At 37.1% G+C, this 23387-nt stretch carries 25 protein-coding genes; 11 read left to right on the plus strand and 14 right to left on the minus strand.

Annotation, left to right across the window (positions count from 1 at the left end):
- Window position 1: 1 nt before the first annotated feature.
- Window positions 2–1072 (minus strand): toxic anion resistance protein, encoded by a 1071-nt coding sequence (locus EHQ59_RS12280; protein ID WP_135619926.1) that lies wholly within the window; start codon window positions 1070–1072, stop codon window positions 2–4.
- Window positions 1073–1277: 205 nt separating this feature from the next.
- Here EHQ59_RS12280 and EHQ59_RS12285 point away from each other — a divergent pair, with 205 nt between their 5' ends.
- Genes EHQ59_RS12285 through EHQ59_RS12300 form a run of 4 tightly spaced genes read left to right on the plus strand, consistent with a single transcriptional unit; the run spans window position 1278 to window position 4353 of the window.
- A complete protein-coding gene (locus tag EHQ59_RS12285; protein WP_244245514.1) occupies window positions 1278–1880 on the plus strand; it encodes a tyrosine-type recombinase/integrase in 603 nt (200 codons plus the stop codon).
- 55 nt (window positions 1881–1935) lie between these two features.
- Window positions 1936–2274 (plus strand): STAS domain-containing protein, encoded by a 339-nt coding sequence (locus tag EHQ59_RS12290; RefSeq protein WP_012390191.1) that lies wholly within the window; start codon window positions 1936–1938, stop codon window positions 2272–2274.
- 7 nt (window positions 2275–2281) lie between these two features.
- On the plus strand, window positions 2282–3715 hold the full coding sequence (locus EHQ59_RS12295; protein ID WP_135619928.1) for an ArnT family glycosyltransferase: 1434 nt from the start codon (window positions 2282–2284) through the stop codon (window positions 3713–3715).
- The gene (locus EHQ59_RS12300; protein WP_244245515.1) at window positions 3712–4353 is read left to right on the plus strand and encodes an SGNH/GDSL hydrolase family protein; all 642 of its coding nucleotides are present in this window, start codon (window positions 3712–3714) and stop codon (window positions 4351–4353) included. Before EHQ59_RS12295 ends, EHQ59_RS12300 begins: the two co-directional genes overlap by 4 nt.
- Here the strand turns inward: EHQ59_RS12300 and EHQ59_RS12305 are convergent.
- Both EHQ59_RS12305 and EHQ59_RS12310 read right to left on the minus strand, forming a co-directional pair.
- The gene (locus tag EHQ59_RS12305) at window positions 4342–5133 is read right to left on the minus strand and encodes a type III pantothenate kinase (RefSeq protein WP_135619929.1); all 792 of its coding nucleotides are present in this window, start codon (window positions 5131–5133) and stop codon (window positions 4342–4344) included. The two genes, EHQ59_RS12300 and EHQ59_RS12305, sit on opposite strands and share 12 nt — an antisense overlap.
- Window positions 5134–5889 (minus strand): biotin--[acetyl-CoA-carboxylase] ligase, encoded by a 756-nt coding sequence (locus EHQ59_RS12310; RefSeq protein ID WP_135619930.1) that lies wholly within the window; start codon window positions 5887–5889, stop codon window positions 5134–5136.
- Between the two features lie 61 nt (window positions 5890–5950).
- Between EHQ59_RS12310 and EHQ59_RS12315 the strand changes: the two genes are divergently transcribed.
- Window positions 5951–6766, plus strand: coding sequence for an SDR family NAD(P)-dependent oxidoreductase (locus EHQ59_RS12315; protein ID WP_135619931.1), 816 nt, complete (start codon window positions 5951–5953; stop codon window positions 6764–6766).
- A gap of 12 nt (window positions 6767–6778) precedes the next feature.
- Window positions 6779–7666 (plus strand): methylenetetrahydrofolate reductase [NAD(P)H], encoded by an 888-nt coding sequence (metF, locus tag EHQ59_RS12320; protein WP_135619932.1) that lies wholly within the window; start codon window positions 6779–6781, stop codon window positions 7664–7666.
- On the opposite strand, the gene EHQ59_RS12325 is transcribed toward metF, so the two are convergent.
- Complete coding sequence (locus tag EHQ59_RS12325; protein ID WP_135619933.1) at window positions 7631–8128, minus strand: MORN repeat-containing protein; 498 nt, start codon at window positions 8126–8128, stop codon at window positions 7631–7633. The genes metF and EHQ59_RS12325 overlap by 36 nt on opposite strands.
- A gap of 80 nt (window positions 8129–8208) precedes the next feature.
- On the opposite strand from EHQ59_RS12325, the gene EHQ59_RS12330 reads away from it, so the two are divergent.
- From EHQ59_RS12330 to EHQ59_RS12340, 3 genes are read left to right on the plus strand one after another with little or no spacing between them, the layout of a single operon-like run.
- Window positions 8209–8574: a response regulator gene (locus tag EHQ59_RS12330; RefSeq protein ID WP_135619934.1), complete on the plus strand. Its 366-nt coding sequence runs from the start codon at window positions 8209–8211 to the stop codon at window positions 8572–8574.
- Window positions 8571–9173 (plus strand): chemotaxis protein CheC, encoded by a 603-nt coding sequence (locus EHQ59_RS12335; protein ID WP_135619935.1) that lies wholly within the window; start codon window positions 8571–8573, stop codon window positions 9171–9173. Before EHQ59_RS12330 ends, EHQ59_RS12335 begins: the two co-directional genes overlap by 4 nt.
- Entirely contained in the window at window positions 9173–10783 is a 1611-nt protein-coding gene (locus EHQ59_RS12340) for an ATP-binding protein (protein WP_135619936.1), read from the plus strand. Before EHQ59_RS12335 ends, EHQ59_RS12340 begins: the two co-directional genes overlap by 1 nt.
- A gap of 26 nt (window positions 10784–10809) precedes the next feature.
- Here the strand turns inward: EHQ59_RS12340 and EHQ59_RS12345 are convergent, their stop codons facing one another.
- The 3 genes from EHQ59_RS12345 to prfA all read right to left on the minus strand — a co-directional run bounded on the left by EHQ59_RS12345 (window position 10810) and on the right by prfA (window position 14227).
- Window positions 10810–11394, minus strand: coding sequence for a hypothetical protein (locus tag EHQ59_RS12345; RefSeq protein ID WP_244245516.1), 585 nt, complete (start codon window positions 11392–11394; stop codon window positions 10810–10812).
- A gap of 4 nt (window positions 11395–11398) precedes the next feature.
- Window positions 11399–13090, minus strand: coding sequence for a S8 family serine peptidase (locus tag EHQ59_RS12350; RefSeq protein WP_135619937.1), 1692 nt, complete (start codon window positions 13088–13090; stop codon window positions 11399–11401).
- Window positions 13091–13165: 75 nt separating this feature from the next.
- On the minus strand, window positions 13166–14227 hold the full coding sequence (gene prfA, locus EHQ59_RS12355) for a peptide chain release factor 1 (protein WP_135619938.1): 1062 nt from the start codon (window positions 14225–14227) through the stop codon (window positions 13166–13168).
- Between the two features lie 67 nt (window positions 14228–14294).
- Here prfA and EHQ59_RS12360 point away from each other — a divergent pair, with 67 nt between their 5' ends.
- Together EHQ59_RS12360 and EHQ59_RS12365 are read left to right on the plus strand one after the other, a co-directional pair.
- On the plus strand, window positions 14295–14915 hold the full coding sequence (locus EHQ59_RS12360) for a hypothetical protein (protein WP_135619939.1): 621 nt from the start codon (window positions 14295–14297) through the stop codon (window positions 14913–14915).
- Window positions 14912–16039 carry a hypothetical protein gene (locus tag EHQ59_RS12365; protein ID WP_135619940.1) on the plus strand — a complete coding sequence of 376 codons (1128 nt, stop codon included), beginning with the start codon at window positions 14912–14914 and terminating at the stop codon, window positions 16037–16039. The genes EHQ59_RS12360 and EHQ59_RS12365 overlap by 4 nt, the downstream gene beginning before the upstream one ends.
- Here EHQ59_RS12365 and EHQ59_RS12370 read toward each other — a convergent pair.
- From EHQ59_RS12370 to EHQ59_RS12400, 7 genes are all read right to left on the minus strand, one after another.
- Window positions 16036–16233: a hypothetical protein gene (locus EHQ59_RS12370; RefSeq protein ID WP_135619941.1), complete on the minus strand. Its 198-nt coding sequence runs from the start codon at window positions 16231–16233 to the stop codon at window positions 16036–16038. The two genes, EHQ59_RS12365 and EHQ59_RS12370, sit on opposite strands and share 4 nt — an antisense overlap.
- A gap of 98 nt (window positions 16234–16331) precedes the next feature.
- Window positions 16332–17483 carry a carbon-nitrogen hydrolase family protein gene (locus EHQ59_RS12375; RefSeq protein ID WP_135619942.1) on the minus strand — a complete coding sequence of 384 codons (1152 nt, stop codon included), beginning with the start codon at window positions 17481–17483 and terminating at the stop codon, window positions 16332–16334.
- Window positions 17476–17898 (minus strand): NUDIX domain-containing protein, encoded by a 423-nt coding sequence (locus tag EHQ59_RS12380; RefSeq protein ID WP_135619943.1) that lies wholly within the window; start codon window positions 17896–17898, stop codon window positions 17476–17478. Before EHQ59_RS12380 ends, EHQ59_RS12375 begins: the two co-directional genes overlap by 8 nt.
- Entirely contained in the window at window positions 17895–20345 is a 2451-nt protein-coding gene (locus EHQ59_RS12385; protein WP_135619944.1) for a hypothetical protein, read from the minus strand. Before EHQ59_RS12385 ends, EHQ59_RS12380 begins: the two co-directional genes overlap by 4 nt.
- Before the next feature lie 4 nt (window positions 20346–20349).
- On the minus strand, window positions 20350–21792 hold the full coding sequence (locus EHQ59_RS12390; RefSeq protein WP_135619945.1) for an MDR/zinc-dependent alcohol dehydrogenase-like family protein: 1443 nt from the start codon (window positions 21790–21792) through the stop codon (window positions 20350–20352).
- Entirely contained in the window at window positions 21792–22454 is a 663-nt protein-coding gene (locus EHQ59_RS12395; protein WP_135619946.1) for a rhomboid family intramembrane serine protease, read from the minus strand. The genes EHQ59_RS12390 and EHQ59_RS12395 overlap by 1 nt, the downstream gene beginning before the upstream one ends.
- 2 nt (window positions 22455–22456) lie before the next feature.
- Window positions 22457–23275 carry an adhesin OmpL37 family surface protein gene (locus tag EHQ59_RS12400; RefSeq protein WP_135619947.1) on the minus strand — a complete coding sequence of 273 codons (819 nt, stop codon included), beginning with the start codon at window positions 23273–23275 and terminating at the stop codon, window positions 22457–22459.
- Between the last annotated feature and the right edge of the window lie 112 nt (window positions 23276–23387).

A 23387-nucleotide genomic window follows, 5' to 3' on the forward strand; every position in this document is an offset into this window, starting at 1 on the left:
ACTATTTCGATTCCAATAGTTTTTGTTTGATATCAGATTCGATTTTGATCATCTCTTGTTCCGCAAGTTTTCGTTTTTGACGACCATCTTCTTGGATCTTCAATGTTTCTGTGATCGTTTCGATCAATTGTTGGTTCACATTTTTTAAGGTTTCAATTTCAATGATTCCTTTTTCCGATTCTCTGGCGATCTCGACCGTACCTGATTTTAACATTTCGGCATTCTTTTGGATCAAATCATTTGTGGTTTTGGAAACTTGTTTTTGTGCTTCCAATGCTTTTCGTTGGCGCATTAAACCGAGAGCGATCACAATTTGATTTTTCCAAAGAGGAATGGTGTTTAAAATTGAACTTTGGATTTTTTCGACAAGAACTTGGTTCCCACTTTGGATCAAACGGATTTGTGGACCAGTTTGTAAGGACAAAATTCTTGTGAGTTTAAGATCATGGATTTTTTTCTCAAATCGATCTACCATTTGTACCATATCTTGGTACTGTTGGGAAGCAAGAGTATCACCTTGTGCCTTTGCCTTTTCTAACATTTCTGGTAAAATTTTATCACGTAATTCTTGGATTTTTTTGTCTCCTGCCGCGATGAAAATTTGAATCTCTTTGAAATATTCTAAATTTTTCTCGTATAACGCCTGCAATAGTGTTATGTCTTTTGTGAGATTCGTTCTTGCTGAATGCAGTTCATCGACAATTTTGCCAATTTGTGATTCTAAATCTTCAAACTTGGCTAAAAATTTTCGAGAGGCATCAAAAAGGCCACCAATCAATGGAATTTTGGAAAGAGTGTTCCCTTCCCCAGCAAAACTATCCATATCTAAATCTTTGATTTTGAATAATAATTGGTTTAACAATTCGCCAGCGTATCCTGAGTCCTTTGTTTTGATCTCTGATAAAACTTTGTCTGCAAAATCAGAAACTTTTGCTTGGGCGGAAGATCCGTAGGAAACGATATCATTGGGATTATTGAGTTTAATTTGCCCGGTCAGTTCCTCAACTTTTTGAATGTCTTCCTTAGTCAGTTGTAGTTCCGGGTCATTTGTTTTTAGTTCCAGAGAGTCCATACTTTTTGATCCTTAATTGTTTCTCCCAAAGATAGAATCGTTTTTAGAATATGAATCAAGCAGAAAAATGCTTCGTGCAAAAACATGAACTAGTAAATTTATTTCTCCAAATTTGCGATCCAAAACTGCGGTTTGGTGACAATTTATTTGCATGGATTGTTATACTCTGATACATTCCACGAGAAAAAATATGCTAAATACGAATTTGAATTTAACAACCTTCCTCCCTCACATTCTAACCATTGATGTTTATACTTTGGGCAATCGATTATTAGACCATACCGAAATCCTAAACTTACTCAATCAACTCCGGAACCGAAATCACATTCACTATTTGATCATCAAATTCTTAGTTTGTACAGGTTTATCACTGCCAGAACTCATCCATTTGAAAATTGCTGATTTTACCAAAGAAATGGATCGATTTTATTTAAAGAACGGTGGTCGTCTGAGGAGGAGGAATATCTACTTAGAACCAAAATTTGCAGTGGAATTGTATCGTTATGCTTGCGAATTTTCTCCGGGTGATTACCTATTCCCTGGCCGAGATGGAGTGCTTCGCACAAGAACCATCCAAAAGATTTTAAAAACAGCCAGTCGACTGATTTCACGCGAATTACATATCACTTTCTTACGCGATGTGATTGCTTTGGATTTATTCCAAAAAGGATTCCCGCTTTGGGAAATCCAAGCATTTTTAGGCCACCGAACCAAGAGATCCACTCGCCAGCGGATTATGTTGCATATTCCCGAGACAGACCACAACGACCCTCGACTTTTTACGAGAAACAGAAACCAAGCAGCGTAAAAATTTCTTGAACCTTTGGTGTTTTCAAAGATTCTAGTCACCAAGTAGGCTCGCTTTGGAAATTAAAACCAAAAAAATCGGAAAGCACACACTCGTTCACCTCAACGGTCGTTTGGATATCACTCATTCGGATGAGGTTGAGGCAAAATTAGCGGATGATGTGCAAAACGGAGATGGTGACATCATCATCAATTTAGAGCTCATTTCCTATATCTCTTCTTCTGGAATTCGTATCTTTGTTGGTATGGTGCGAGAGCTCGACAAACAAGGAAGAAAGCTCAAACTCTGCTGCATCACACCTCCTGTAAAAAAGGTTTTTGATGTTGTAGAACTTCTGGATTTGTTTGAAGTTTTCGAAACGGAACAAGAAGCCGTTAATTCCCTTTCTAAGTAATACAAACGTGGCGTTTGCCTCGTTTTGGTTCATCTCCCTTGTTTATTGTTTCCATGTTGGGATCAACCTCGGTGTTTTTCCCGTCATTTGGCCTGATGAGGTTCTGTTTTATTCTCCCGCCGTTTCCTTTTCCCAATCGGGAGAATTGAAAACCGAAGTCCTAAAAGGCCTCATCCCTGGTATGGAATCCAAAACTCTTTGGATGCCTCCCCTATATTTATTATTCTCTGGTTTGACTTTAACCATCTTTCCAGATTCAATTTTTACTCCTCGCCTGACAAACGTTTGCTTAGTATACTTAACCGCTTTTGGATTTTATCACTTCTTAAAACGAATTTCGATTTCAGAAGTTGCCGCACAAATTGCATTTGTTAGCATCCTTTGGGAACCACTTGTATTTCGTTTTGGAACTGTTGCCAGAATGGAAGCACTCACAGCTTTTTGTTTCATCTTAAGTTTACTTTTCGCTACTAATTCCAATAGGAACAAATGGAATCCATTTTTGGCTGGAGTGTTTTTATCTTTTTCTGCTTTGTCTCATCCCTTTGGTGCCTTTTTTGGACTAGTGTGTTTGTTTCTCGTATACCAAAACTTTGGCATACGAAGCATCGTTTATTTTATATTAGGTGGTATATTACCAATATTAGGTTGGATCTTATACATCCATCCCAACTGGGAATGGTTTCAACTCCAATTTGGAGCACAACTTACACGAAAACAAAACCTCTTAAAAACATTTACCTTCTTTGATAAAATCAAAATTTTTTCGTTTGGATTTGGTTTTTCGAAACTTCGTTTGGTTTTGATTCAAATGGAATTATCCATTTTAGCATGGTTAACCTACCAATTCTACGAGAGAAAAAAAACTTTATCCTCAAAATGGATTCTCTTTTGGTTATGGGTTGGATCTGTATTCTTTGCTTTGTATTCCTCTTCCGAAGGATGGTATGTCTTTCATATCATGTTTCCCTTATCCTTTGGTATGGCTTTGTTAGCGGAGGAAAAATCGATTGTAAAACAAGTTCCAATCTTTGGAATTATCCTCTCCCTTGCGGCAATGTTTTACATTACCCATTTGCATTGGTTCAAAACAGATGCAGGTGAAATCCTAAAAGCACATTTTCAAAATATCGAAGTTAGTTTGGCCAATTCCAAAGCTGTGTACTTACAAAGTTTGCCTGATCCCTATTTTGATTTAAAATCCAAACGACCTGATTTGGATATTTTAGAATTCATTCCAGGAGAATTGGAAATTCCATCGGAAACTTTTTTAAATACCATTCATTCCCGAGATAGTTTTGTTTTTTATGATGAATCCCTCATCAATGAAGCCATCAAGGATTATCTAAAAAAAGGGAATTGGATTCGTGTGGAGTGGGAAATCCCTGTTCCATCTAACCATTGGTTACACTACAAAACCATTGTTTATACAAGAAAATGAAACGTTTTTTAAACCTTATATTGTTCCTAAGTGTTTTCCTCTGTTTTTCCAATTGTTATCATTCCGACAAACCATCCGGACAATATCTTTCTATTTTAGGAGCAAATGTTTTGAATCGCAAAATTACAATTGTGGGTGATTCTTTAGCACAGTGGTCGGATGGATTTGGATTACGAAGTCGATTGCCCAGTGAATTTACAGTTACGGATTTATCTGTTGCAGGTTATACAACAGAAGATTGGATCCAAAACCAAAACCGATTGAATGCGATTCCAACCGATCTTTGGATTTTAGAACTCGGAACAAATGATGCAATGGTATATGGAACCAGTGGATTTGAAACTCGCACTCTGAATCTCATAGATTTTTTACAATCGAACCAAAATTCGATCGTATATCTAACCTTAGTTCCAAAAACCAATATGGTTTCCATCCAAGATACAATTCGCACGAATAACAGTACCTTACGTGCCATCCAAGAGAAGAAACCCAAAGTAGAGATAGTTGATATCGAATCAATTTTTGAGTCTTACCAAGGGGAACTTCCCCTCTATCCAATCTCAGATCCAATCCACCCCAATCAAATCGGATATGATCTCATGGGGGAAACGTATCGTAAAAAAATCTTAGGAATTTAGATCGGCTAAGATTTTTAATCCCTTCAACGTCATCATAGGATCAATTTCATCAAACACTTGGTTATGCGAAGCGTGAATAGTTGTAACAAGTCCACCTGTTCCAACTACTACATAATCACCTGGATTTTCTTCTTTAATTGCTCTTACAATTTCCTTTAACAATCCAATCCAACCAAAGAAAAATCCAGCTTGGATAGACTCAACAGTAGATTCGCCTAACACACGTGTTGGGGAACCAAAAACGATCGGTGGAAGTTGGGCTGTATTTCGAGTCAGTGCATCCATGGAAATTTTTAAACCAGGGGCAATCACACCACCAATGTATTCTGGCTTTTCGCTGATCACACAAAATGTTGTTGCTGTTCCCAAATCCACAAGAATGGCTTTTTTACCAGGATAGGTTTTTGCACAATATGCTGCATTTACCAAACGATCGGCTCCTATTTCAAAAGGACGAGGGTAACTGATACCAAAGTTTAAATTCATTTGGTAATGAACCCGCAATGGATTCACATCAAACCAATCTTCTAACATCCTTTCCACAATGGGATTTAAGGAAGGAACAACACTCGAATAAATTGCTTTTTTAACTCGATCGGCTTTTACATTTTCTTGTGTCAAAAACCCTTTTAAAAAAAGACCAAGTTCGTCAGAAGTACGATCCCTTCGTGTAACAGTTCTTTTGTGAAAGTCGGGAGTTTCTTCCCCTTCACGAAAAACTCCAAAAACTGTGTTTGTATTTCCAACATCGATGACAAGTAATAGTGGTGATTCTGACATTTATATTATCCGAAATTTTGGTGAAGTGTCCATGAGTTCAATCTTTTGGCCAGTTTCGGTCATTATGAGAAGGAATCCTAATTCATCAATTCCCAAAACTCTTCCCCTCACCATTCTTTCTTCCCATTCTGTTTCAATGACTTTGTTTTTTAATAAGGAATGTTCTTCGATCCATACCAAATCTTTTAGTACTTGGCTTTGATCCAAAAGAGTGATCACGGCTTGGTTAATTTCCAATACCAATTGATTGGCAAATCGTTCTAAATCACCTTCACCAAGTGGATTCTCACATAGGTAAGTTGCTTTCTCATTTAGATGTTCAGGTATTTGTTTTCCAAAAAAATTTAGTCCAATGCCAATGACTATATCATAAACCCCATTTGTGAATTCGGATTGGACTAAAATGCCAGCTACCTTTTTATCTTTTTTATAAATATCATTTGGCCACTTGATGGTTGTGTCTTCTAAACGTTCAGGAAAAAAACGATAAATTGTTTTGAGTAGTGCGGAAGAGATAAAAATAGAAACCAAAGGAAGTGAAATTTCAGCTGCAGATAACCTAATTTTACCTGAAAAAATCAAAGGATCTTCGCCTAACGACTGCCAAACATTTTGGCCCCTACCTTTTCCAGCAGTTTGTTCATCTGCGATTACCCAAGAACCAAATGGAATTTCTGGATCCCGAATCCATTCATTGGTTGAACTTACGGAAGGTAGTCTATGCCCTAATTCAGGTTTCAAAAGTCGGTATTGCATTTGAGTCTATTTCCTATATGATTCGGATTGACGAAACTAAAAAATTCACTAATGTATTTGTATGAAATTATCTGGAAACACGATTTTAATCACTGGCTGTGGCATGGGGATTGGAGCTTTAACTGCGGAACGTTTAGCGAAAGAAGGAAATGATATCATTGGTGTGGATATCAATACATCTCTTTTAAAAGAAATCCAAACAAAGGTGGAATCCTTTGGAAAAAAATTTTACGGATTTGCTTGTGACCTTTCGAAAGAAGAACAAATCACGGCTCTTATCAAAAAAATTAGAAAAAACAAACTTAAGTTTCAAATTTTAATTAACAATGCAGGCATTGCACCAAGTGGTCCCTACGAAGGAAAAGACTTCTCAGTTTGGGAGAAAGCTTTACAAATCAATGTTCATGGTCCAATGAAACTTGTGTACGAATCGTTACCCATTCTCAGAGAACAAAAGGAAGCTGCTATCATCAATCTAGCAAGTATTGCAGGCAAATTTGGAACAGAAGGAACCGTTACTTATTCTGCAACCAAACATGCAGTGGTCGGTTTTTCCCAAGCCTTAAAGATGGAATTGTACGATACCCAAATTGGAGTTAGTTGGATTTGCCCGTCCATGGCAAAAACGAGAATGATTGATGGTGTCAAACCTTCCTTTTTTACCCCTTTGATCGAACCAAACCAAGTGGCAGATGCGATTTGTAAAGCCATCCAAAAGAACCCAGGAGAAGTTTTGGTTCCTTCCTACCTGAGGTCTACCATCGTCATCATGCCAGCGTTGTTTCCAAAATTTTCCCTCTGGCTTGCCGTGAAAACAAAAGCGTCAAAAGGTTGGTTACTTGCAAACAAGGGACTTGAGAAAAATATTCCTGTTTAGAGGATAGGTTTTATGCACATTTCTCAGGTCCTCCAGAAAAAACAGACTACGATCAGCTTCGAATTTTTCCCTCCCAAAAATGAGGAAGCATCTGAGGATTTATTCCGCAATATCCAAGAATTATCGCAAATGAATCCAGCCTATGTCAGTGTTACCTATGGCGCAGGAGGATCCACGAGAGATTTAACACACGATTTGGTCGTGAAGTTACAAGAGCAGACTGGTTTAACGATTGTTAGTCACTTAACGTGTGTAGGTTCCACAAAAGACGAAATTCGAGAGATTTTAAAACGATACGAAAAAAGTGGAATCCATAATATCATGGCCCTCCGCGGGGATCCACCGAAAGGACAAAACGAATTCCAAAAAACAGAAAATGGATTTGGATTTGCGGGAGAACTTGTTGGGTTCATCAAAAAAGAATTTCCAACGATGGGAATCGGAGTTGCTGGTTTTCCAGAAGGCCATCCCTCCACACCGAATCGTTTGAAGGAAATTGAATTTTTAAAATGGAAAGTTGACCAAGGTGCAGATTATATTTGCACCCAAATGTTTTTTGATAACAATTCGTTTTATGATTATGTGGAACGTTGTGAAATCGCAGGAATCAAAGTTCCAATCATCGCAGGAATTATGCCAATTACTTCTCGAAAAGGATTGGCACGTATGGCGGAACTTTCTTTAGGAACAAACTTCCCTGCCAAACTTCTAAAATCATTATCTCGCGCAGAAGATGATTCTTATGCTGAAAATGTGGGAATTCACTGGGCGACAGAACAAGTCCGTGATTTATTAGATCATAAAATTGCCGGCATTCATATGTATACTTTGAATAAATCGAAAGCAACACGTCGGATTTATGAATCACTCGGGATTCGAAATTTCGATACGATCGTTTGATTCTGCTTTCGGAGATAATCCAATGAATTGGTTTTGGTTCCAATAACCCTCCAAAACCAAACTACCTTTTACGTTGGTGATTTTGCCTTTGCCAACCAATTGATTTTCTGACCAAATTCCTTCTAAAAGAAAACCATCGGCAAATCGATATTTGCCAAGTCCTTCCCGTTTTCCTTTTAGATACGTCCCAATAAATTGATCACCATTCGCATAACGATACGTACCTGGACCGTCTTTATAACCGAATTTATATTCTCCTTCAAACTGATCTCCATTCGCATAAAGGTAAATTCCAATGCCATGTTTGACATCTTCTAAAAATTCACCTTCAAATTGATCCCCGTTTTCATATTTGACCGTGTGTTTTCCGTTTCGGCAATTTTCGCCTTCACAGATTTTTTGGTTCGACTTACAAAAAACAAAGAGAGAGAAACATAAAATGATTAAGTAATGGGTATACATGGATGATTTCTGGATAATAATTTCGTCAACTGTGTTTATACATACTGTTATAAAACTAGATTGGAAATAAGGCAATCGATATGTCACAAAAAAAAGCCCTCGTTGTAGATGATAGCACAGTCACCAGATTGATGATTCGAAAAATCATCTCGGAAAAACACCCAAATTGGGAAATCTTGGAAGCTGAGTCTGCAGACAAAGCGACCTTAATCCTGCCAGATCATCCTGACATTGACTTTTTTAGCTTAGATCAAAATATGCCTGGCACTATTTCTGGACTCGACCTAGCTGAAAATTTGAAATCATCTTACCAAAACGCAAAAATTGTTCTGATTACTGCCAATATCCAAGATGCAATAAAAAATAAGGCAAAAAGTTTAGGAATCGATTTTATTGAGAAACCTGTCACAGCTGAAAAAATTATCCCTGTTTTAGAGAATATATGAATACTCTTACAGAATTAGAACGAGATTCCCTATGCGAATTGTTTAATATCAGTTTAGGTGGGGCAGCCAAATTGATGAGCGAAATGATTTCGGACGAAATTTTACTAACCGTTCCAACTTTAAAACTCATCACCAAAGCAGAAGCTCGCAATTTTGAAAATCTAGCGGAACAAGAAGTTTGTACAGTAGAACAAAAGTTTGTTGGTGATATTGGAAATGGCTCAGCTTTCCTTTTATTTCACAAAAGTGCTAGTTTAGAAATTGTGAAGATGATGATGAAAGACTATGTTGCCCTCAATGAAGTTTCTCAATTTGAAAAAGATGCTCTGAGCGAAATTGGAAATATCATTTTAAACGCAATATTATCAAATTTGGCAAAGATGTCGAATTACAAAATAGAAACCAATGTTCCTGAATTTTTCGCAGGAAAGTATGAAGACCTACTTCTAAATCGAAATCCTGAAGAAGATAACTCGATTCTTTTAGTTTTTATTGATTACCAATTGAAAGGCAAAGAAATCAAAGGTTATATCTTTTTTATTCTCAATTTTGACAGCATTAAAAATTTATCACGAGTTCTAATAGAAAAATTAAAATAGTGAATGTTTTAACGAAAAAACATTTATCGACGGTGATCAAAAAATCAGGAATTGGAATCCTGATTTTAGACGAATCACTTAAAATTATTTTATGTAACCAATGGTTTTTAAAACATTCCCACTTACTTGAATCCAATCTACAAAACAATTTTATTACTGATGTATTTCCAGAACTATCAGGAACTCGAACGCTAAAGTCGATCGAACAATGTTTAGAATTTTCACAATATTCAATTCTAACTCATACATTAAATCCTTTCCCATTTCCTTTGTTTGAAAATGAACAACAAATGTTAAAAAATGAAAGGATATATCAATATCTTCATATCATTCCAATTTCCATTGATGATGAACCGAATCGTTTTTGTATGATTCAAATTTCTGATGTTTCCCAACAAGTCACACGTGAAAAACTATTACGAGAACAAATGATCATCGCAAAAGAGAGAGAAAGCGAAGCAAAAAAAGCATCCCAAGCCAAAACGGATTTTTTAGCTTCGATGAGTCATGAAATTAGGACTCCACTGAATGCTATTTTAGGAATGGCTGATACCTTACATGAAACAGAGTTATCAAAAGAACAATCCGAATATCTAACCATACTGAGGAATTCAGGAAAGGCTTTGTACAATATCATCAATGATATTTTAGATTTATCTAGAATTGAATCTGGAAAATTGGAAATTGAAAACATTGAATTTTTTATCCATGATTTGTTAAAAGAAACGATTTCTCTCTTCTTAATAAAGGCAAAATCAAAAGGGATCCAAATCTCTTATTCCATAAGCGACGATATTTCCAAAATGGTCAAAGGTGATTCCACTCGAATCCAACAAATCCTTATCAATTTAATTGGAAATGCGATGAAGTTTACCGAAAAGGGAAGTATCTTCGTTAATGTCTTGTTAAGCGAAAATAAAACCAATTTGGTATTTAAAGTCGTAGATTCCGGGATTGGGATACCAAGTGATAAGTTAGAATCTATTTTTGAAAGTTTTACCCAAGTTGATAGTTCCACCACACGCAAATATGGGGGAACTGGTCTTGGATTATCCATCACTCAAAAATTGATTATGATGATGAATGGAAAGATATCCGTTCAGAGTGAAGTTGGAAAAGGTTCAACCTTTATCTTCGAAATACCCTATGAAGGTATTACAGAGAAAGGATCACCGTTGCATCAAGATTGGCTCGATTTAGAATTACCATCACCAGAACAGTTTCCTCCATGTAAAATTTTATTAGCCGAAGATTCAGAAGAAAACGTATTCATCATCAAAACTTTTTTACGAAAATACCCTATTGAATTGGAAGTAGCACAAAATGGAATAGAGGCTCTAAGTAAGTTTCAATCAACGAACTTTGATTTGATTTTGATGGATATGCAAATGCCTGAGATGGATGGAATGGAAGCCACCAAACAAATTCGTTTCATTGAGCAAACAAAAGGCACTGACCATCGTAACGAAATCCCAATCATTGCGATTTCTGCCAATGTGCAAAAGGAAGAAATCAGAAAAAGTTTTTTGGTCGGGATTACATCCTATCTTGCGAAACCTGTCCGTAAAATTGAGATTTTGAAATTAATTTATTTTTATATAGCGATGTAAAGAAAAACCAATCATTGGTTTCACATTTACTTTAAAACTTTTTCCACTGCTGTTTCAGGGTATGCTTCTAAAATTGAAGACTCGTTCAGAAGTTCATTCGCTTTTTCCACTGAAAGATAACCTGGTTCCGATTGGAAACTTGCCAAACGAGGATGAAAGATATGAAACACTTGTACATTGTATTTTTTAGCAAGTTGATAGATGACTTCTTTGGATTGGTCAAATTGAAATGAAACAACTACAATTCCGGGCAAAACAATATTGGGGCCATAACCATTCCCTGGATTGTATACCTCAGTCACTTTGGTTTCGATTGCGGATTTAGTTTTATTTTTGATTAAAGGTTTCCCTGGAGATCTAAAATTCCAACCAACTTTTATATTTTTATTCGCATAACTCTTAGTTGGTGCGGATGTCACTTGGTTTGGTTCAATGAATTCTGCTTCCATATTTGGATTCCGATAAAATGTTTTCTGAATTCCACCTTCTTTGAATGTAATTTGGTTCGGTGGATCCTTCGCTTCCAATCGAAAACTTGGTAACAATCCAATCACAAAAATAAAAATTCCCAAGTGGGCAAACGTTATGTTCTGGTGAGTGTTATTTTTCATTGGATTACCTTCCATAGATTTTCATACGGACAGATTGAATGGTTCCCGTATCACCCACACCGTCATCATACACTCGAATCGTCCAAACTCCATTTGGATTCTCACCTAAAGAACGAGCGATTCCAAATCGATAGGTGGAAGAACCTGTCATAGTTGCAATGGATGTATTCCCAAACGTGCAACCTGAATTGGTGGATGGATTGGCACAGGCATGTGGTTCGGCAAGCACACTGGCCGTGTTTCCATTGGGAGACGTCACAACAATACCAAGTTCTGGAAAATAGATATGATTGGTTGTGATTTCTACATCTACATATTCAATATAACTTATGCTAGAGGATACAGGATAGTTCACAGTAACGCCAGTTATATTGTTATCTGGAATTGCATCTCCATAAGGAATAGAACCCATATCTTCGATCCTTTGTGGTGTTGTAATCGGAGTCCAAGAGCTCGCCGCTAATAATAATTGTTCTGCATCCACGGCACCAAATCCATACTTATGATTGACATGTAAACCTGCACCGTTTGTCACCCAATCGCCATCAGAAATATCATTTTGTCTTGCCGAATACGCGACAAGTTCTCTCACATCTCTCCAAGTTAAATTGGGATACTTACTCAATAACAAGGCAACTACACCTGCCGCAAGTGGTGTTGCAGACGACGTTCCGTTAAACCTTCTTGTATAATTTGCAAAAGTATAATCACCAGAGGTTCCGCCAGCATTCATCCCAAACACACCCGCTGCATCGGTGGTTGTGATGGCTGTGGTGTAAGCAGAAGCATCATTGCCCTGCGTATGCGCTACGGCCCAAAGGTTTGCTCCTTCTTCTGAATACGATGCCTTCTGACCATTTTGGCCAATCCCGCCAATTGCCATGACACCAAAGTAATTGGCTTGCCCATCATAATTGGCATTGTCCACTAACAAAGGTGATGAAACAGTAGCTCCATTGGCTCCATTTCCAGCTGCCCAAAGATAAACAGTACCTTTTCCACCACGACCAAGACTAATGCCTTCGTTGATTCCTTGTTGCCATAACGAACTAGAAGGCCATAACCAACCATAGGTATCAGGAGACCCCCAACTATTATTGGAGATGAATACTTTCCCACTTTCATTGACCATGGCTCGGTATTCATCAGATGTATAGATCGTAGATTTTTCTAATAAGTTGACACCTACTAATTTGGAACACGGAGCTGCTCCCCTAACACCGATTCCATTTCCACCACGAGCACCGATCACACCTCCCACGGCAGATCCATGGAAACTAGATGAATAAGCATGCGAAGGAAAAAGTGTATTGTTAAATAAATTCAAACCTTTAGTAGAAATAGAAATATTGTCTTTTAAGTCTTCGTGAGTTAAATCAATACCATCATCTACTACACTGACAATGACTTGGTTTCCAGAATAACCTTGGTTCCAAACCGATTGAACGTTTGCATCTTCCCCTGCTATCCCACCAAATTGTCCGTAATTAAAAAGATGCCATTGGTCATTGTATAAAGCATCGGAACTCGTAGGTGAGAACGTACAATCAAGTTCTCTGGCATTTAAGATGGAATTGAGTAAGTATAAAAATAGAAAATCGTCGCTGACTAAGTCATTCTTTTTTCTGGGAACACAATGACTCAAAAAAAGTAGTGCCACCAACAAAAAAGCGGAGATCCAACGTTTGCGAGTCATGGTATTTGTTTCCTCACTAAAAAATAACAATTAGCGGATTGGTTTCAACCGAATTCCGGGAAAAAATATTTCTTTTTAAGCTTTGGCTTCTGCTAAACGTTTAGACCGATCTTCCTGCACCAATGCATCAATTAATTCGTCCAAATCCCCTTCCATAATCGAAGGAAGATTATGGCTCGTAAAACCGATACGATGGTCTGTACAACGTCCTTGCGGAAAATTGTAAGTACGAATCCTTTCCGATCGATCACCAGAACCGACTTGGGCTTTTTTAAGTGCGTCTGCGCTTTGTTTGGCGGACTCTGCTGCTTGGTCAGCGATCCTTGCTCGGAGAACTCGCATCGCTTTGTCACGGTTTTTAATTTGGGAACGTTCTTCTTGGGAAGCAACCACGATACCAGTTGGAATATGTGTGATCCGAACCGCAGAGTCTGTTGTGTTGACGTGCTGCCCACCAGCACCTGACGAACGATATACGTCGATTCGCAGATCACTTTCTCTAATTTCGACTTCTTTTTCTTCGGCTTCTGGAAGAATGGCAACGGTGACAGCAGAGGTATGAATCCTTCCACCCGATTCGGTTTCAGGAATTCGTTGTACCCGATGTGTTCCCGATTCAAATTTGAATAAATCATAAGCCTTATCATCATCTAAAGAAAATACGATTTCTTTGTAACCACCGATCCCAGTTGGACTCATATCGATGATTTCAGTTCGAATTCCTTTTTTGTCCGCATACTTGTTGTACATACGAAACAAGTCAGCACAGAACAAACCAGATTCTTCGCCACCCGTTCCGGCACGAATTTCCACAAGTATACTTTTGCCAGAGTTCGGATCTGGAGGTAATAACATAATTTCGAGTTCTTTTGCCAGCTCTTCTAATTTTTTTTCACCTTCTTCAATCTCGGACTTCAACATCGTATGCATGTCTGGATCATTTTCCGACTCTAATAATGTTTTTGCATCTTGGCAATCTTTGGTGATTTTGAGATATTCGTCTGCTTTTGTATATACTGGTGTTAGGCGAGATCTTTCTTTCGATAGATTCTTCAAAGTATCCGATGCGGTGGCCTTTGCGAGCTCATCCTCGATACGCAGGTATTTTTCTTGAATTTTTTTCAATCTATCTATCATGTCTATGGAAAGGATACAGAATGCCTGTTTTTGATAAACCAAAATCTAATGAGGATTTAAGAAACACGTGAACGAACTCCCACATCAGGGCAAATCCAATGGATTTTTAGAGGGTCTTATCGAGTTATTTGCTGGGTTTGAGGACTACAGAAGCCCCTACGCTCCCACAATCCAACCTCCCGAAGAATTACTCAAAGATTTAGTTCAGAACGCATCCTTCAAATCTGGCCTCATCAGCGCGACCTGTTCCCTTCCCCCAGGGCCACTCGGAATTTTGAGTATTCTCCCTGAGTTACTCATGGTTTACCGCATCCAAGGCCATTTGATTATGGACATCGCAGCTCTTTATGGAAAAGAAGTGCAAGTAACCAAAGAATTGTTACTGTATTGTTTATTCAAACATGGCGGGGCCCAAGTATTTCGCAAAATTATTGAAGAATCAAGTTTCAAAATTTTGATTCGCCCAACAACCGTTAGATTATTTCAATCCGTTTTAGAAAAACTGGGGATTATGATTTCCAAATCCATCATTCGAAAACAATTTGCGCGTTGGGTTCCCATTGGTGGCGCGGTGGTAACAGGTACATTTGCTTATTACGATACAAAACGTGTTGGAAAAACGGCGATGGAATTATTTTCAAAAGAAATCCACTCGGAAGAAATCCGGGAAATCTTGGAGACTCAGTGAAATTTTATTTCCTTTTCATTTTTACTTTTTTGACTCTCAGCCAATGCCAATCCAAACATGAATCCTTAGTTTCTGAAATTGAAGATCTTATAGCGAAAGAAAAATTTGAGAAAGCACTTGTATTATTACAAGATCGTCTTTCGGCAAATCGTTCTAGTGCAGAAGTTTTATCCAAAAATAAACCAAACCAACCTAGGTTGTTTGCGGTATCAGAGGACAGAACTAAAATCGTTTGGACTGAAAACAAAACTTTATTTTTTAAAGATTTGGTTAATGACAATCGAAACTCGATCGAATTGAAACTTCGACCTGATTCCATTCAACTGTCGGCTAACGGAAATTATGTTGCAGTTCAATATCCGCTAAAACAATACGGTGGATGTGCCTTATTTGGGTATTCAACTTCGGATTCAACCTTAGAACACGAGTCTATTGTGCACATCCCGTGTAAAACAGGAATGGGAATTTCCAACTCGGGAGATATTTTATTATACTTTTTTGAAAATCAACTTTTCGTCGAACAAACTGGAAAAACGTCAAAACCAGAGCGTTTCCTTTCGGGAGAATTGTTTCCTTCCCCGTATCCAAAATTAAAAATCCAATATCATATTTCGTCGATCGGAAACGAATATTTGGTTTGGTCGGGTGTAGGTGGAGCTTATCATTTATTTTATCTCAACATAGAATCCAAACGTGTTTCTTTACTTTCAAAAGACATAGTCCTTCCAAAATTTTATTACAATAGCGGTAACTCTGGTTATGTGGTGGGTGGCAAAATTGGAGACTTGTATTTCAAAGAAGTCTCATACCAACAAGGTAAATCTCCTTCCATCAATCGCGGAATTCCTATTGTCACGAGAGAAGCCTATTCTTGGAGGTTAACTGGCAAGGATGAATTTATCACAACCAACCAAAACGATCCTAACCAACCAATGAAATGGAAAGTTTCTGGTAAAAAGGAACATTTCCCTTTTTTCTTAGAACGATTGTGGGGAGTGGCTGGGGATAAAATTGTTTACGAAAGTAGTCGTGGCGAACTCGTGTTAGACGATTTAAATTTCAGTGAAGAAGACTGGAAAATTTACGAATACTTTAAAAAAGTTCGCAAAATGAATGACGGCTAGGCTGCTTGTTCTTTCTCTTTCTTAGCTGAAAATATGTCACAAGCTTTGTATAAATCTTGCACACAATGGGAGGTCAATCTTTCCAAATCCTCGGACTGCAAACGATCCTTGGAACTCGGGCAAACAGAAAGTCCCTTTGCATATAAGGGGCATTTTACATAAAATTCATTTTTAGGTAGAGACTTCTGTGGCATAACTCTGAAAATTTTTTGTGAATTCGGTGCCCTGTCAAACGGATTTTAAATGAAATTCTAAATTTAAAATTCAAAAAATCTGCCTAACAGTCATAAATTTAAAAGTACAAATTTAAGATTGTAGGGTTTTCTACCGAGATCACTTGGTCTTCGAATGTAAAGTCTCTCAAATTGAAAGTTTTGCCATTCCAATGATTCTCAAATAAATGCCCAGAGAGAAACACTTGTACCAAGTCCTGTGCTCTAGTAGATTTGATGTATTTTGCCATCCCTTCTCGTTTCCAAACGTTTACATCAGTTAAATCCAAACCAGACCATTTCATATCAGGATACACAGACGCGGGTGAAATGATTCCATCAATTGGTTTCCCTGTTAGGCGACTATATAAATAAGACTCAAATACATCCTGTCCAATCAAAATAGCAACTTTCCAACCTGGTACGATCCAAATCCGATCTTGGTTGGTTTCACCTGGAGAATAAACTTTTTGTTCTTCTTCCGACAAAATGGTTTTTTTTACCAATGGCTCCATTAATTTTCCATCTGCCGAGAAAGGGATCGCCACATTGTACAATGGACCCTTTGAATCCAATACAAGGTTACCTTTTACAATTTTAGGATTTGGTAAAACAATGGTTCCACCAAGGATGGGAACATTAAAGTCTTTTGCTAACGAGGAGAAAGTACGAACGTAAACTTCTGCCATTAGTTCCGATTTTGCTAAAATCAAATCAGTAAGTTTGAAGTTTTCGCCTTTCGTTTTGAGTGCTTCTGCTAAGGAATCTGAATTTAAAAATCTAGATTTTTCATTGAGAAAAATGAGTCCACTTCCAATGTGTTCAGGAAAAATAACAATAGTTTTGCGATCAAAAATACCGGAAGACTTACCTTTGATCAAAGTTTCTTCAATTCGTTCTTTCCACCATTCTTCTTTTACGTAATCTTCAGGTTTTAGAACTAACTGGATTCCTACTAAGTTTCCATATTTTCTATCTGCACCATTTGTTTGAATGGTAACTTCATTCCATGTTTTGATCGGTTTTTGAATTTCTTCATCAACTTCAGGTTTGCTAAAATTAAAATCAAATTTGAAATCAAAGTTAAAACTAAAATCGGATTTTGGTGCTTCTATTTTAGGTGTCGGTTGAAAGGATTCGAGATCCTTTAAGTAGGTTGCAGAACCATATCCAATTCCAAACAATACGATGAATATTAAGATTTTATATGGTGGTACATAAAGGTTATGCATATTGTTTTAAATAAAGTTGGACAGCTTCCAACATATACTCCGAAAAAAGTTTTTTGGGGTCAAAGGATTTGATATCAACCCATTCCATATAATCATGTTCGTCTGACAATTCTACTTTTCCTTCAATTCGTTTTGCATCATAGGCTATGATGATACAAGGGTGATTTCCTTCATTCACTCGATGTTTATAAACAAAGATTGGATTTGGCTTCACCTCGATTTTAATATTAGGACCAAGTTCCTCACTGATTTCTCGGGAAATACTCTCTGTCCAATCTTCAAAAAATTCGTCTTCATTCATTCGACCACCAGGAAGGTCACCATGTCCCGATTTTCTATCGCGTAAAACTAATAATAAGTTTCCATCACGTAGAAACAATTTTTGGGTAATTTGAAAAAAACCGTGTTTACTCAAAGTGAACTTCCCCAAACATCAATTTGGTGATCAACTGCATATAATTCTGGTTTTGGTAGATTTTTTGTTTTATGTTGGTTCACCATTCCTAAAGATACACTCGCTAATTGAGAAATAATCGGATCCATGGATTCAGTAGGTACTCCGAAAAACAAAAAGTTCACTGGGCTTCCATCGCTAATTAAATAAATTTCTTTTTCTAATTGTAAGTCTGGAACCTGAAATAAGATTTTCGAACCTAAATCCATTTGAGTTTGAGGATCCAAAATTCTATGGAAAGAAATTTTCACATCTTTTCCATTTAGTTTGGGAGTTTCACTGGAATTTAATTCATTGGTCCATTGGATGAAATTAGAAAATTCGACCGTTTTAGTCGATCCAGATGCTAAAAATAATTGATTGTGTTCACTTTTAAGAATCCAAGTTTCAAAATCCTTTGGTTCTAAAATTGACTCTCCCGTTACACCAATCACTAAATCAATGTTTGCAAACTCATATTCAGTTATCGAGTGGAAAGATTGTTTTTCGAAATTTGAATCTTTATCAAATTTACGATCCACTTCCAAAATATCCAAGTTGGATTCGTGTAAGGAACCACCTATTAAATATTTTTTTAAAAAACCACCGATGTTTCCCTTTGCTCCCAAAAGAAGGACTTTTCGTTTGGATAAAACTTTTCCTATTCCATGAAGGGTATTTTCAATTGCATTGATGATGGAACGTGCTACCTCTTTTGATTCTTCCAAGGTTTTCTCTGTGGAGATCGCAATAGAATACGCAGGTAAAAATAAATTCTGTTTCTCTTTTTTCACTTTGGTCAAACGATCATATCCGTTACGAGTATGTTCCACCGATCCGATGACATGTGTTTTTAGAATTTCTGAAAAAGATTTGTTTTGAAGCGAAGTAGATTTTCCTTCTACCCAAAACTCAGTTAATACATCTCCGAAAGAAATTCCATCTAATGCGCGTTCATTCAGTATTGGCGCAACATAACCACCATCTTCTATCAAAATCATTTTTTCGTCTTTTTCAACAATCAACAGAAGTTGGTTTAAAAACAAATACATTGCTAACTGACGCATGGCATCAAAAAAACCCATTTTGGCTTCTTCTAATTTATGTCGAAAGGAAACATGTTTTTGGAAATCACTGTATAAGGGAGATACTCCATAATAAGGAGTATTGTTTTTTGTGAGTTTAAACTCAAGACCAGCCATGTAAAAAGATTCAGTTGGTATATCGAGTAAAATATCTAAATAAATGGGTGGGATGTTCCCACCATATTTTACAAACGCAACATTGAGTGAATTTGCTTTCAGTCTTCTAAATGTTTCAATCAAAGAAATGATTTCAGAAGTAATATGATGGATTAAAAAAATATGAATGCCTTCAAAATTATACTGATGTCCCTTCCCGTTAGCAATTTTTTCCAAAATTGGCATTCGTTTTAGATAGAAACTTGAATCAACTAACGTACGTTTCTGATTAAAACTAAAGTTTAAAACTCGATCCAACCGAGATAAATCTACATACACTGAAGTTCTTCCAATGATGGCTCGTAAGGTATTTCCTTCTTTGATTTTTTTAGAAGCGGAAGAATCTTCTAATAGTAAAAATAGTTTTTTTAAGATGGAAAGGGAAACACTTGGATCGGAACTCAAAATCAAATTTCGGTATTGTTCCTCCCAATAAAAATTGATATTGGATAGTTTACCCAAAGGTGTTTTTTCGATTTGTGAGAATACTTTACTAAAATGGCTATTTTCTTCTTCGTAAAATGTTTCCCCTTTTTGTGCAACATTGATGATTCCATTGCTAAGTGATTCACTGATTTTAGATGCACCTGCAATGTAGGTTCTAGAGTGAACATCACTGATCACTTCATGATGAATATTTGCCAAATTCAAACAACCATCTTCCCGTGAATCAATCGTTATGCGAATAAAAAAATCACCAATACGATTTTGGCTTTGCACCCTTTCCATCAAAATATAATACCCAGATGGATGAACAAATTCAGTATCAAAAGGAAATAATAAAGCAATGGAGGAATTTTTATTTGGATCCTCTCCATAAAATTCAGGATGGATTTTTTTAGCGATGGATTGTTGTTGGAACGATCCAAAAACAAAACGTAAATTTTCTTCAAATTCTTCTCGAAACAATACCCAATCTTTGAGGATTCCAGCTCTTGCAAACACTTGCACGTGTTGGATGTGCATGTCCACTAACTCATGATTGATGTTAGGATTTATTTTGTAAGTAAATGCTAAATCCCCAGGTAAGGATTGTAAAAGGTTACCAATTTCTTCTCCAATCGTTCGAGACAAAATCGAAAGTCCAAAAAAGATTCGAAGATTGGTTAAATCAATTTCCCATAACCCCTCTTCTACTTCTTCTAGGGTTGGACCAAGTGATGTTTTTATGTTTTTTTCTAGAGGCATATGATTATTGGAAATCTACAACTACCTTCACACTAGAGGGATCTTTTGCTTTTAAATAAGCTTCCTCTAATTTGTCAGAAGGGAAACGATGAGAAATCAAATTAGTTTCTAAAGACTTGGTGATCTCTGGATTATCTTTTAAAAGGGAAATAGCCAAATGGAAGTCTCCACAACGAGAACTATGAATTTCTTTTCCTTGTTTGAAGAAATCTCCCACCAAACGAAACTCAGTCGGCCAATTCGCGGTTGAAGTTGAATCCACAAGAATTGCTCCCCTTGGACGAACAAGTGAATTTTCATGATTTGGATTTGGACGAATGGTTAACCCAATCTCTTCTGGTTTTGAAACAATAACTAAATCAAAACGCGGCATTTGGCTTGCAAAAGTGCTGGAAGCCAATATTGTCTCACCTGTCTTTACATCTCCTTCAAACACTTGGAACTTTTGTTTTAGTTCAGCTTTTATTTTTTCTGAAACGCCATCAAAAACAAAAATAGTTTTGTTGGTTCTTTCTTCTTTTTGCCAATGGAAATTTGTATTATCGATTGTGTAAGGTAAAATTGAAAGTTCATCTACAACGAGTTCTGTTAAATGTTCTAAACCAGCCATGGTTTGCCCATTCGTTGTTTTTAGATGCACTTCCCGTTTTGCAATTCGTAAGGCAGTATCAAAACCAGAAGTAGTGGAAGTGGTGTCGTAAATGATATCAAATTTGTTTTCTAAATTTTCTACATTTGTGATACGAAGATCAACAATCTCATCAGCACCCATTTCTTTTGCCAATTTTACCAAATGATCATGTCGTGTAATGGCCGTGATGCGAAAATTTGATCCGTTGGTTTTACGGTAAGAGGATAGTGCTGCAAGTACCAAACTGCCCAATCGTCTTGGTCCAAGAACGGCAACATGGTCTCCAGATTTTGGTGGTGAGGCAATGATGGCTTGTAAAGCAGCAGCAAATGGTTCCATCAAAACAGCAGCCTTGGAAGAAACACCTTCTAAATTGATCGCTGCATGCACTGGCGCTAAAATATATGGACCAAAACCACCCGGCAGGCGATCAATTCCCAAAACTCTACGTTCGGGAGAATGGGTGGGGATTCCTTCTTTGCAAAATACATCTGGATTTTTGTCACCACGTGCTTCAAAGGTATCGTTGATTTCGACAACAAATTGTTTTCCTTGGTTTTCTTCGAGTCCTTCTGCTAACACTTCATGGCCGATGATTTGTGGAAGGGGGAAAGGTAAAAAACGTCGATCGATGTCTGTGGAACAAACTCCACAGGAAATGGTTTTGAGAGGAATGTAACCTGGACCTAATTGGAGGTAGGTTGAACCATTTCGTTTGATTTCCCAACCTTCTTTTTGATTGCCAATGTATTCGTATTCCGCTGATTCAAACGAGTCATCGGAAAGGTAATCCTTTGCTCGAAATTTTAGATTCATTACCTATTGTTGATAAAAAATAGAAGAATGATCGTCAATGTAAAAAAGGTAAAGTTAAGGAGAAAGCCCTGTCTGATTTCTTGTCTTTCTTTTTCACCGAGCAAATAACTTGTCACAAATACGGAAAAAAATCCACCCAAGTGCGCCCAATGTGCCACATTATCTCTAGCAAATACGTTCGTTACGTCAGAGTAGACCATCATCCAACCAAATAAAAAGACAGGAAACGGAATGGATTTATGTTTTGAAATTGGGAATCGAAAAGGTGAGAGTAAAGTAGCTGCGGAAGCAAGTCCGGAGATGGAACCACTTGCTCCTACGATGGGTGTTTTATCTCCCAAAATCAACCCACGGATGATTCCGTCGCCTAACACAGACAATAAACCAGCCATAAAATAGAAGAGTAACCATTTGGCTTTCCCAACTCTTTTTTCCACCACTCGCCCAAGTAATAAAAGAAAAAAAAGATTTGAGAGTAAATGAGCTCCTGATCCGTGAAAAAAAGTGGATAAAATCCAATTGATGGGTTCTATCTCGCCAGGTGTGGCGATGAAATATTCGGTCACCAAGCTTGGCATCAAAATAGAAACCGTTGGATATAATAAAAAAAGGAATAATGCGAAACTTGCAGTTAAAGGAAATTCCCAAATAAATGATCGCATAACTATTTAAATGTGGGAATTTTTGGTTCTTCTGGATTTCGAAAATAAGCAGGATCAAAATTCGGAATCCCAGTCGCTAGTTCGTGTAAATCCGGTTGTTTCCAAATTTGTTCGTAATAATTTAAACTACCATAAGAATCAAAATGACTATCATATAATAATCGTAGGTATTTTTCTTTATCACTGACGATGATTCGGATCACTTCATTCACCATTGCTTCAAAAGACCGACTTTCTTTGTCAAATTCATCAACGGAATCATGTAATAATCCCAATAACACGATGTATTTTTCAGCTTGTTTTAATGACTTTAAGGAATACGCCAATTCTTGTAATTTCATCAAATACAAATAAGGCCTGATATTTTTCCCGATGGTTAATTTTTGTTTGGCAACCGCGATTTCCCGATAACCCAAACGTAAATATAATTTCGTTTCTGTTTTTTCTTTTCCATTGGCAAGCCTTGCCAATCTTCCCAATTCAATTTCCAATTCTTCAATTTCATCTTCCAATACATTGATGTACAATTGGATGAGAAGTCCCTGGGTTCTACGTAGTTCTGCATATGATTTACCCAAATCCATTTGCAGATGTAAGATTTCGGATTCAATGTGGTGTTGTACGCAACGTTTGAAGTATTTTTTTTGGTCTTCAGTCCCTCGGTTACTGATTGTTGAATTTAAAATGCGAAGAAACTCGTAGTTATCCTTAAGTCCATAACTAACACGAATTAACTGTGTAGCTTTGGAGCTGGATTGATCCGGTGTCATCTCTCCCATGGCTGTAAAGAGAAGCATCAGTATGACTGAAAAACGTTTCATCTATGCAACTAGTTTCGGCCGTACCTGGAAAACATTAGCATGATAAAAAAGAAAAGACAGTTACGTCTCATATTTTAGAATTATGTCGAGAGGAAGCTGTGCAAAAGTTAGG

Source organism: Leptospira kemamanensis (genome assembly GCF_004769665.1).
Lineage (GTDB): Bacteria > Spirochaetota > Leptospiria > Leptospirales > Leptospiraceae > Leptospira_A > Leptospira_A kemamanensis.

Bases quoted from the DNA above. Each gene is read 5' to 3' on its own strand.
- EHQ59_RS12280 (WP_135619926.1), bottom strand. From the start codon at position 1,072: ATGGACTCTCTGGAACTAAAAACAAATGACCCGGAACTACAACTGACT.
- EHQ59_RS12300 (WP_244245515.1), top strand. From the start codon at position 3,712: ATGAAACGTTTTTTAAACCTTATATTGTTCCTAAGTGTTTTCCTCTGT.
- EHQ59_RS12305 (WP_135619929.1), bottom strand. From the start codon at position 5,133: ATGTCAGAATCACCACTATTACTTGTCATCGATGTTGGAAATACAAAC.
- EHQ59_RS12310 (WP_135619930.1), bottom strand. From the start codon at position 5,889: ATGCAATACCGACTTTTGAAACCTGAATTAGGGCATAGACTACCTTCC.
- EHQ59_RS12315 (WP_135619931.1), top strand. From the start codon at position 5,951: ATGAAATTATCTGGAAACACGATTTTAATCACTGGCTGTGGCATGGGG.
- metF (WP_135619932.1), top strand. From the start codon at position 6,779: ATGCACATTTCTCAGGTCCTCCAGAAAAAACAGACTACGATCAGCTTC.
- EHQ59_RS12325 (WP_135619933.1), bottom strand. From the start codon at position 8,128: ATGTATACCCATTACTTAATCATTTTATGTTTCTCTCTCTTTGTTTTT.
- EHQ59_RS12330 (WP_135619934.1), top strand. From the start codon at position 8,209: ATGTCACAAAAAAAAGCCCTCGTTGTAGATGATAGCACAGTCACCAGA.
- EHQ59_RS12335 (WP_135619935.1), top strand. From the start codon at position 8,571: ATGAATACTCTTACAGAATTAGAACGAGATTCCCTATGCGAATTGTTT.
- EHQ59_RS12345 (WP_244245516.1), bottom strand. From the start codon at position 11,394: ATGAAAAATAACACTCACCAGAACATAACGTTTGCCCACTTGGGAATT.
- EHQ59_RS12350 (WP_135619937.1), bottom strand. From the start codon at position 13,090: ATGACTCGCAAACGTTGGATCTCCGCTTTTTTGTTGGTGGCACTACTT.
- prfA (WP_135619938.1), bottom strand. From the start codon at position 14,227: ATGATAGATAGATTGAAAAAAATTCAAGAAAAATACCTGCGTATCGAG.
- EHQ59_RS12370 (WP_135619941.1), bottom strand. From the start codon at position 16,233: ATGCCACAGAAGTCTCTACCTAAAAATGAATTTTATGTAAAATGCCCC.
- EHQ59_RS12375 (WP_135619942.1), bottom strand. From the start codon at position 17,483: ATGCATAACCTTTATGTACCACCATATAAAATCTTAATATTCATCGTA.
- EHQ59_RS12385 (WP_135619944.1), bottom strand. From the start codon at position 20,345: ATGCCTCTAGAAAAAAACATAAAAACATCACTTGGTCCAACCCTAGAA.
- EHQ59_RS12390 (WP_135619945.1), bottom strand. From the start codon at position 21,792: ATGAATCTAAAATTTCGAGCAAAGGATTACCTTTCCGATGACTCGTTT.
- EHQ59_RS12395 (WP_135619946.1), bottom strand. From the start codon at position 22,454: ATGCGATCATTTATTTGGGAATTTCCTTTAACTGCAAGTTTCGCATTA.
- EHQ59_RS12400 (WP_135619947.1), bottom strand. From the start codon at position 23,275: ATGAAACGTTTTTCAGTCATACTGATGCTTCTCTTTACAGCCATGGGA.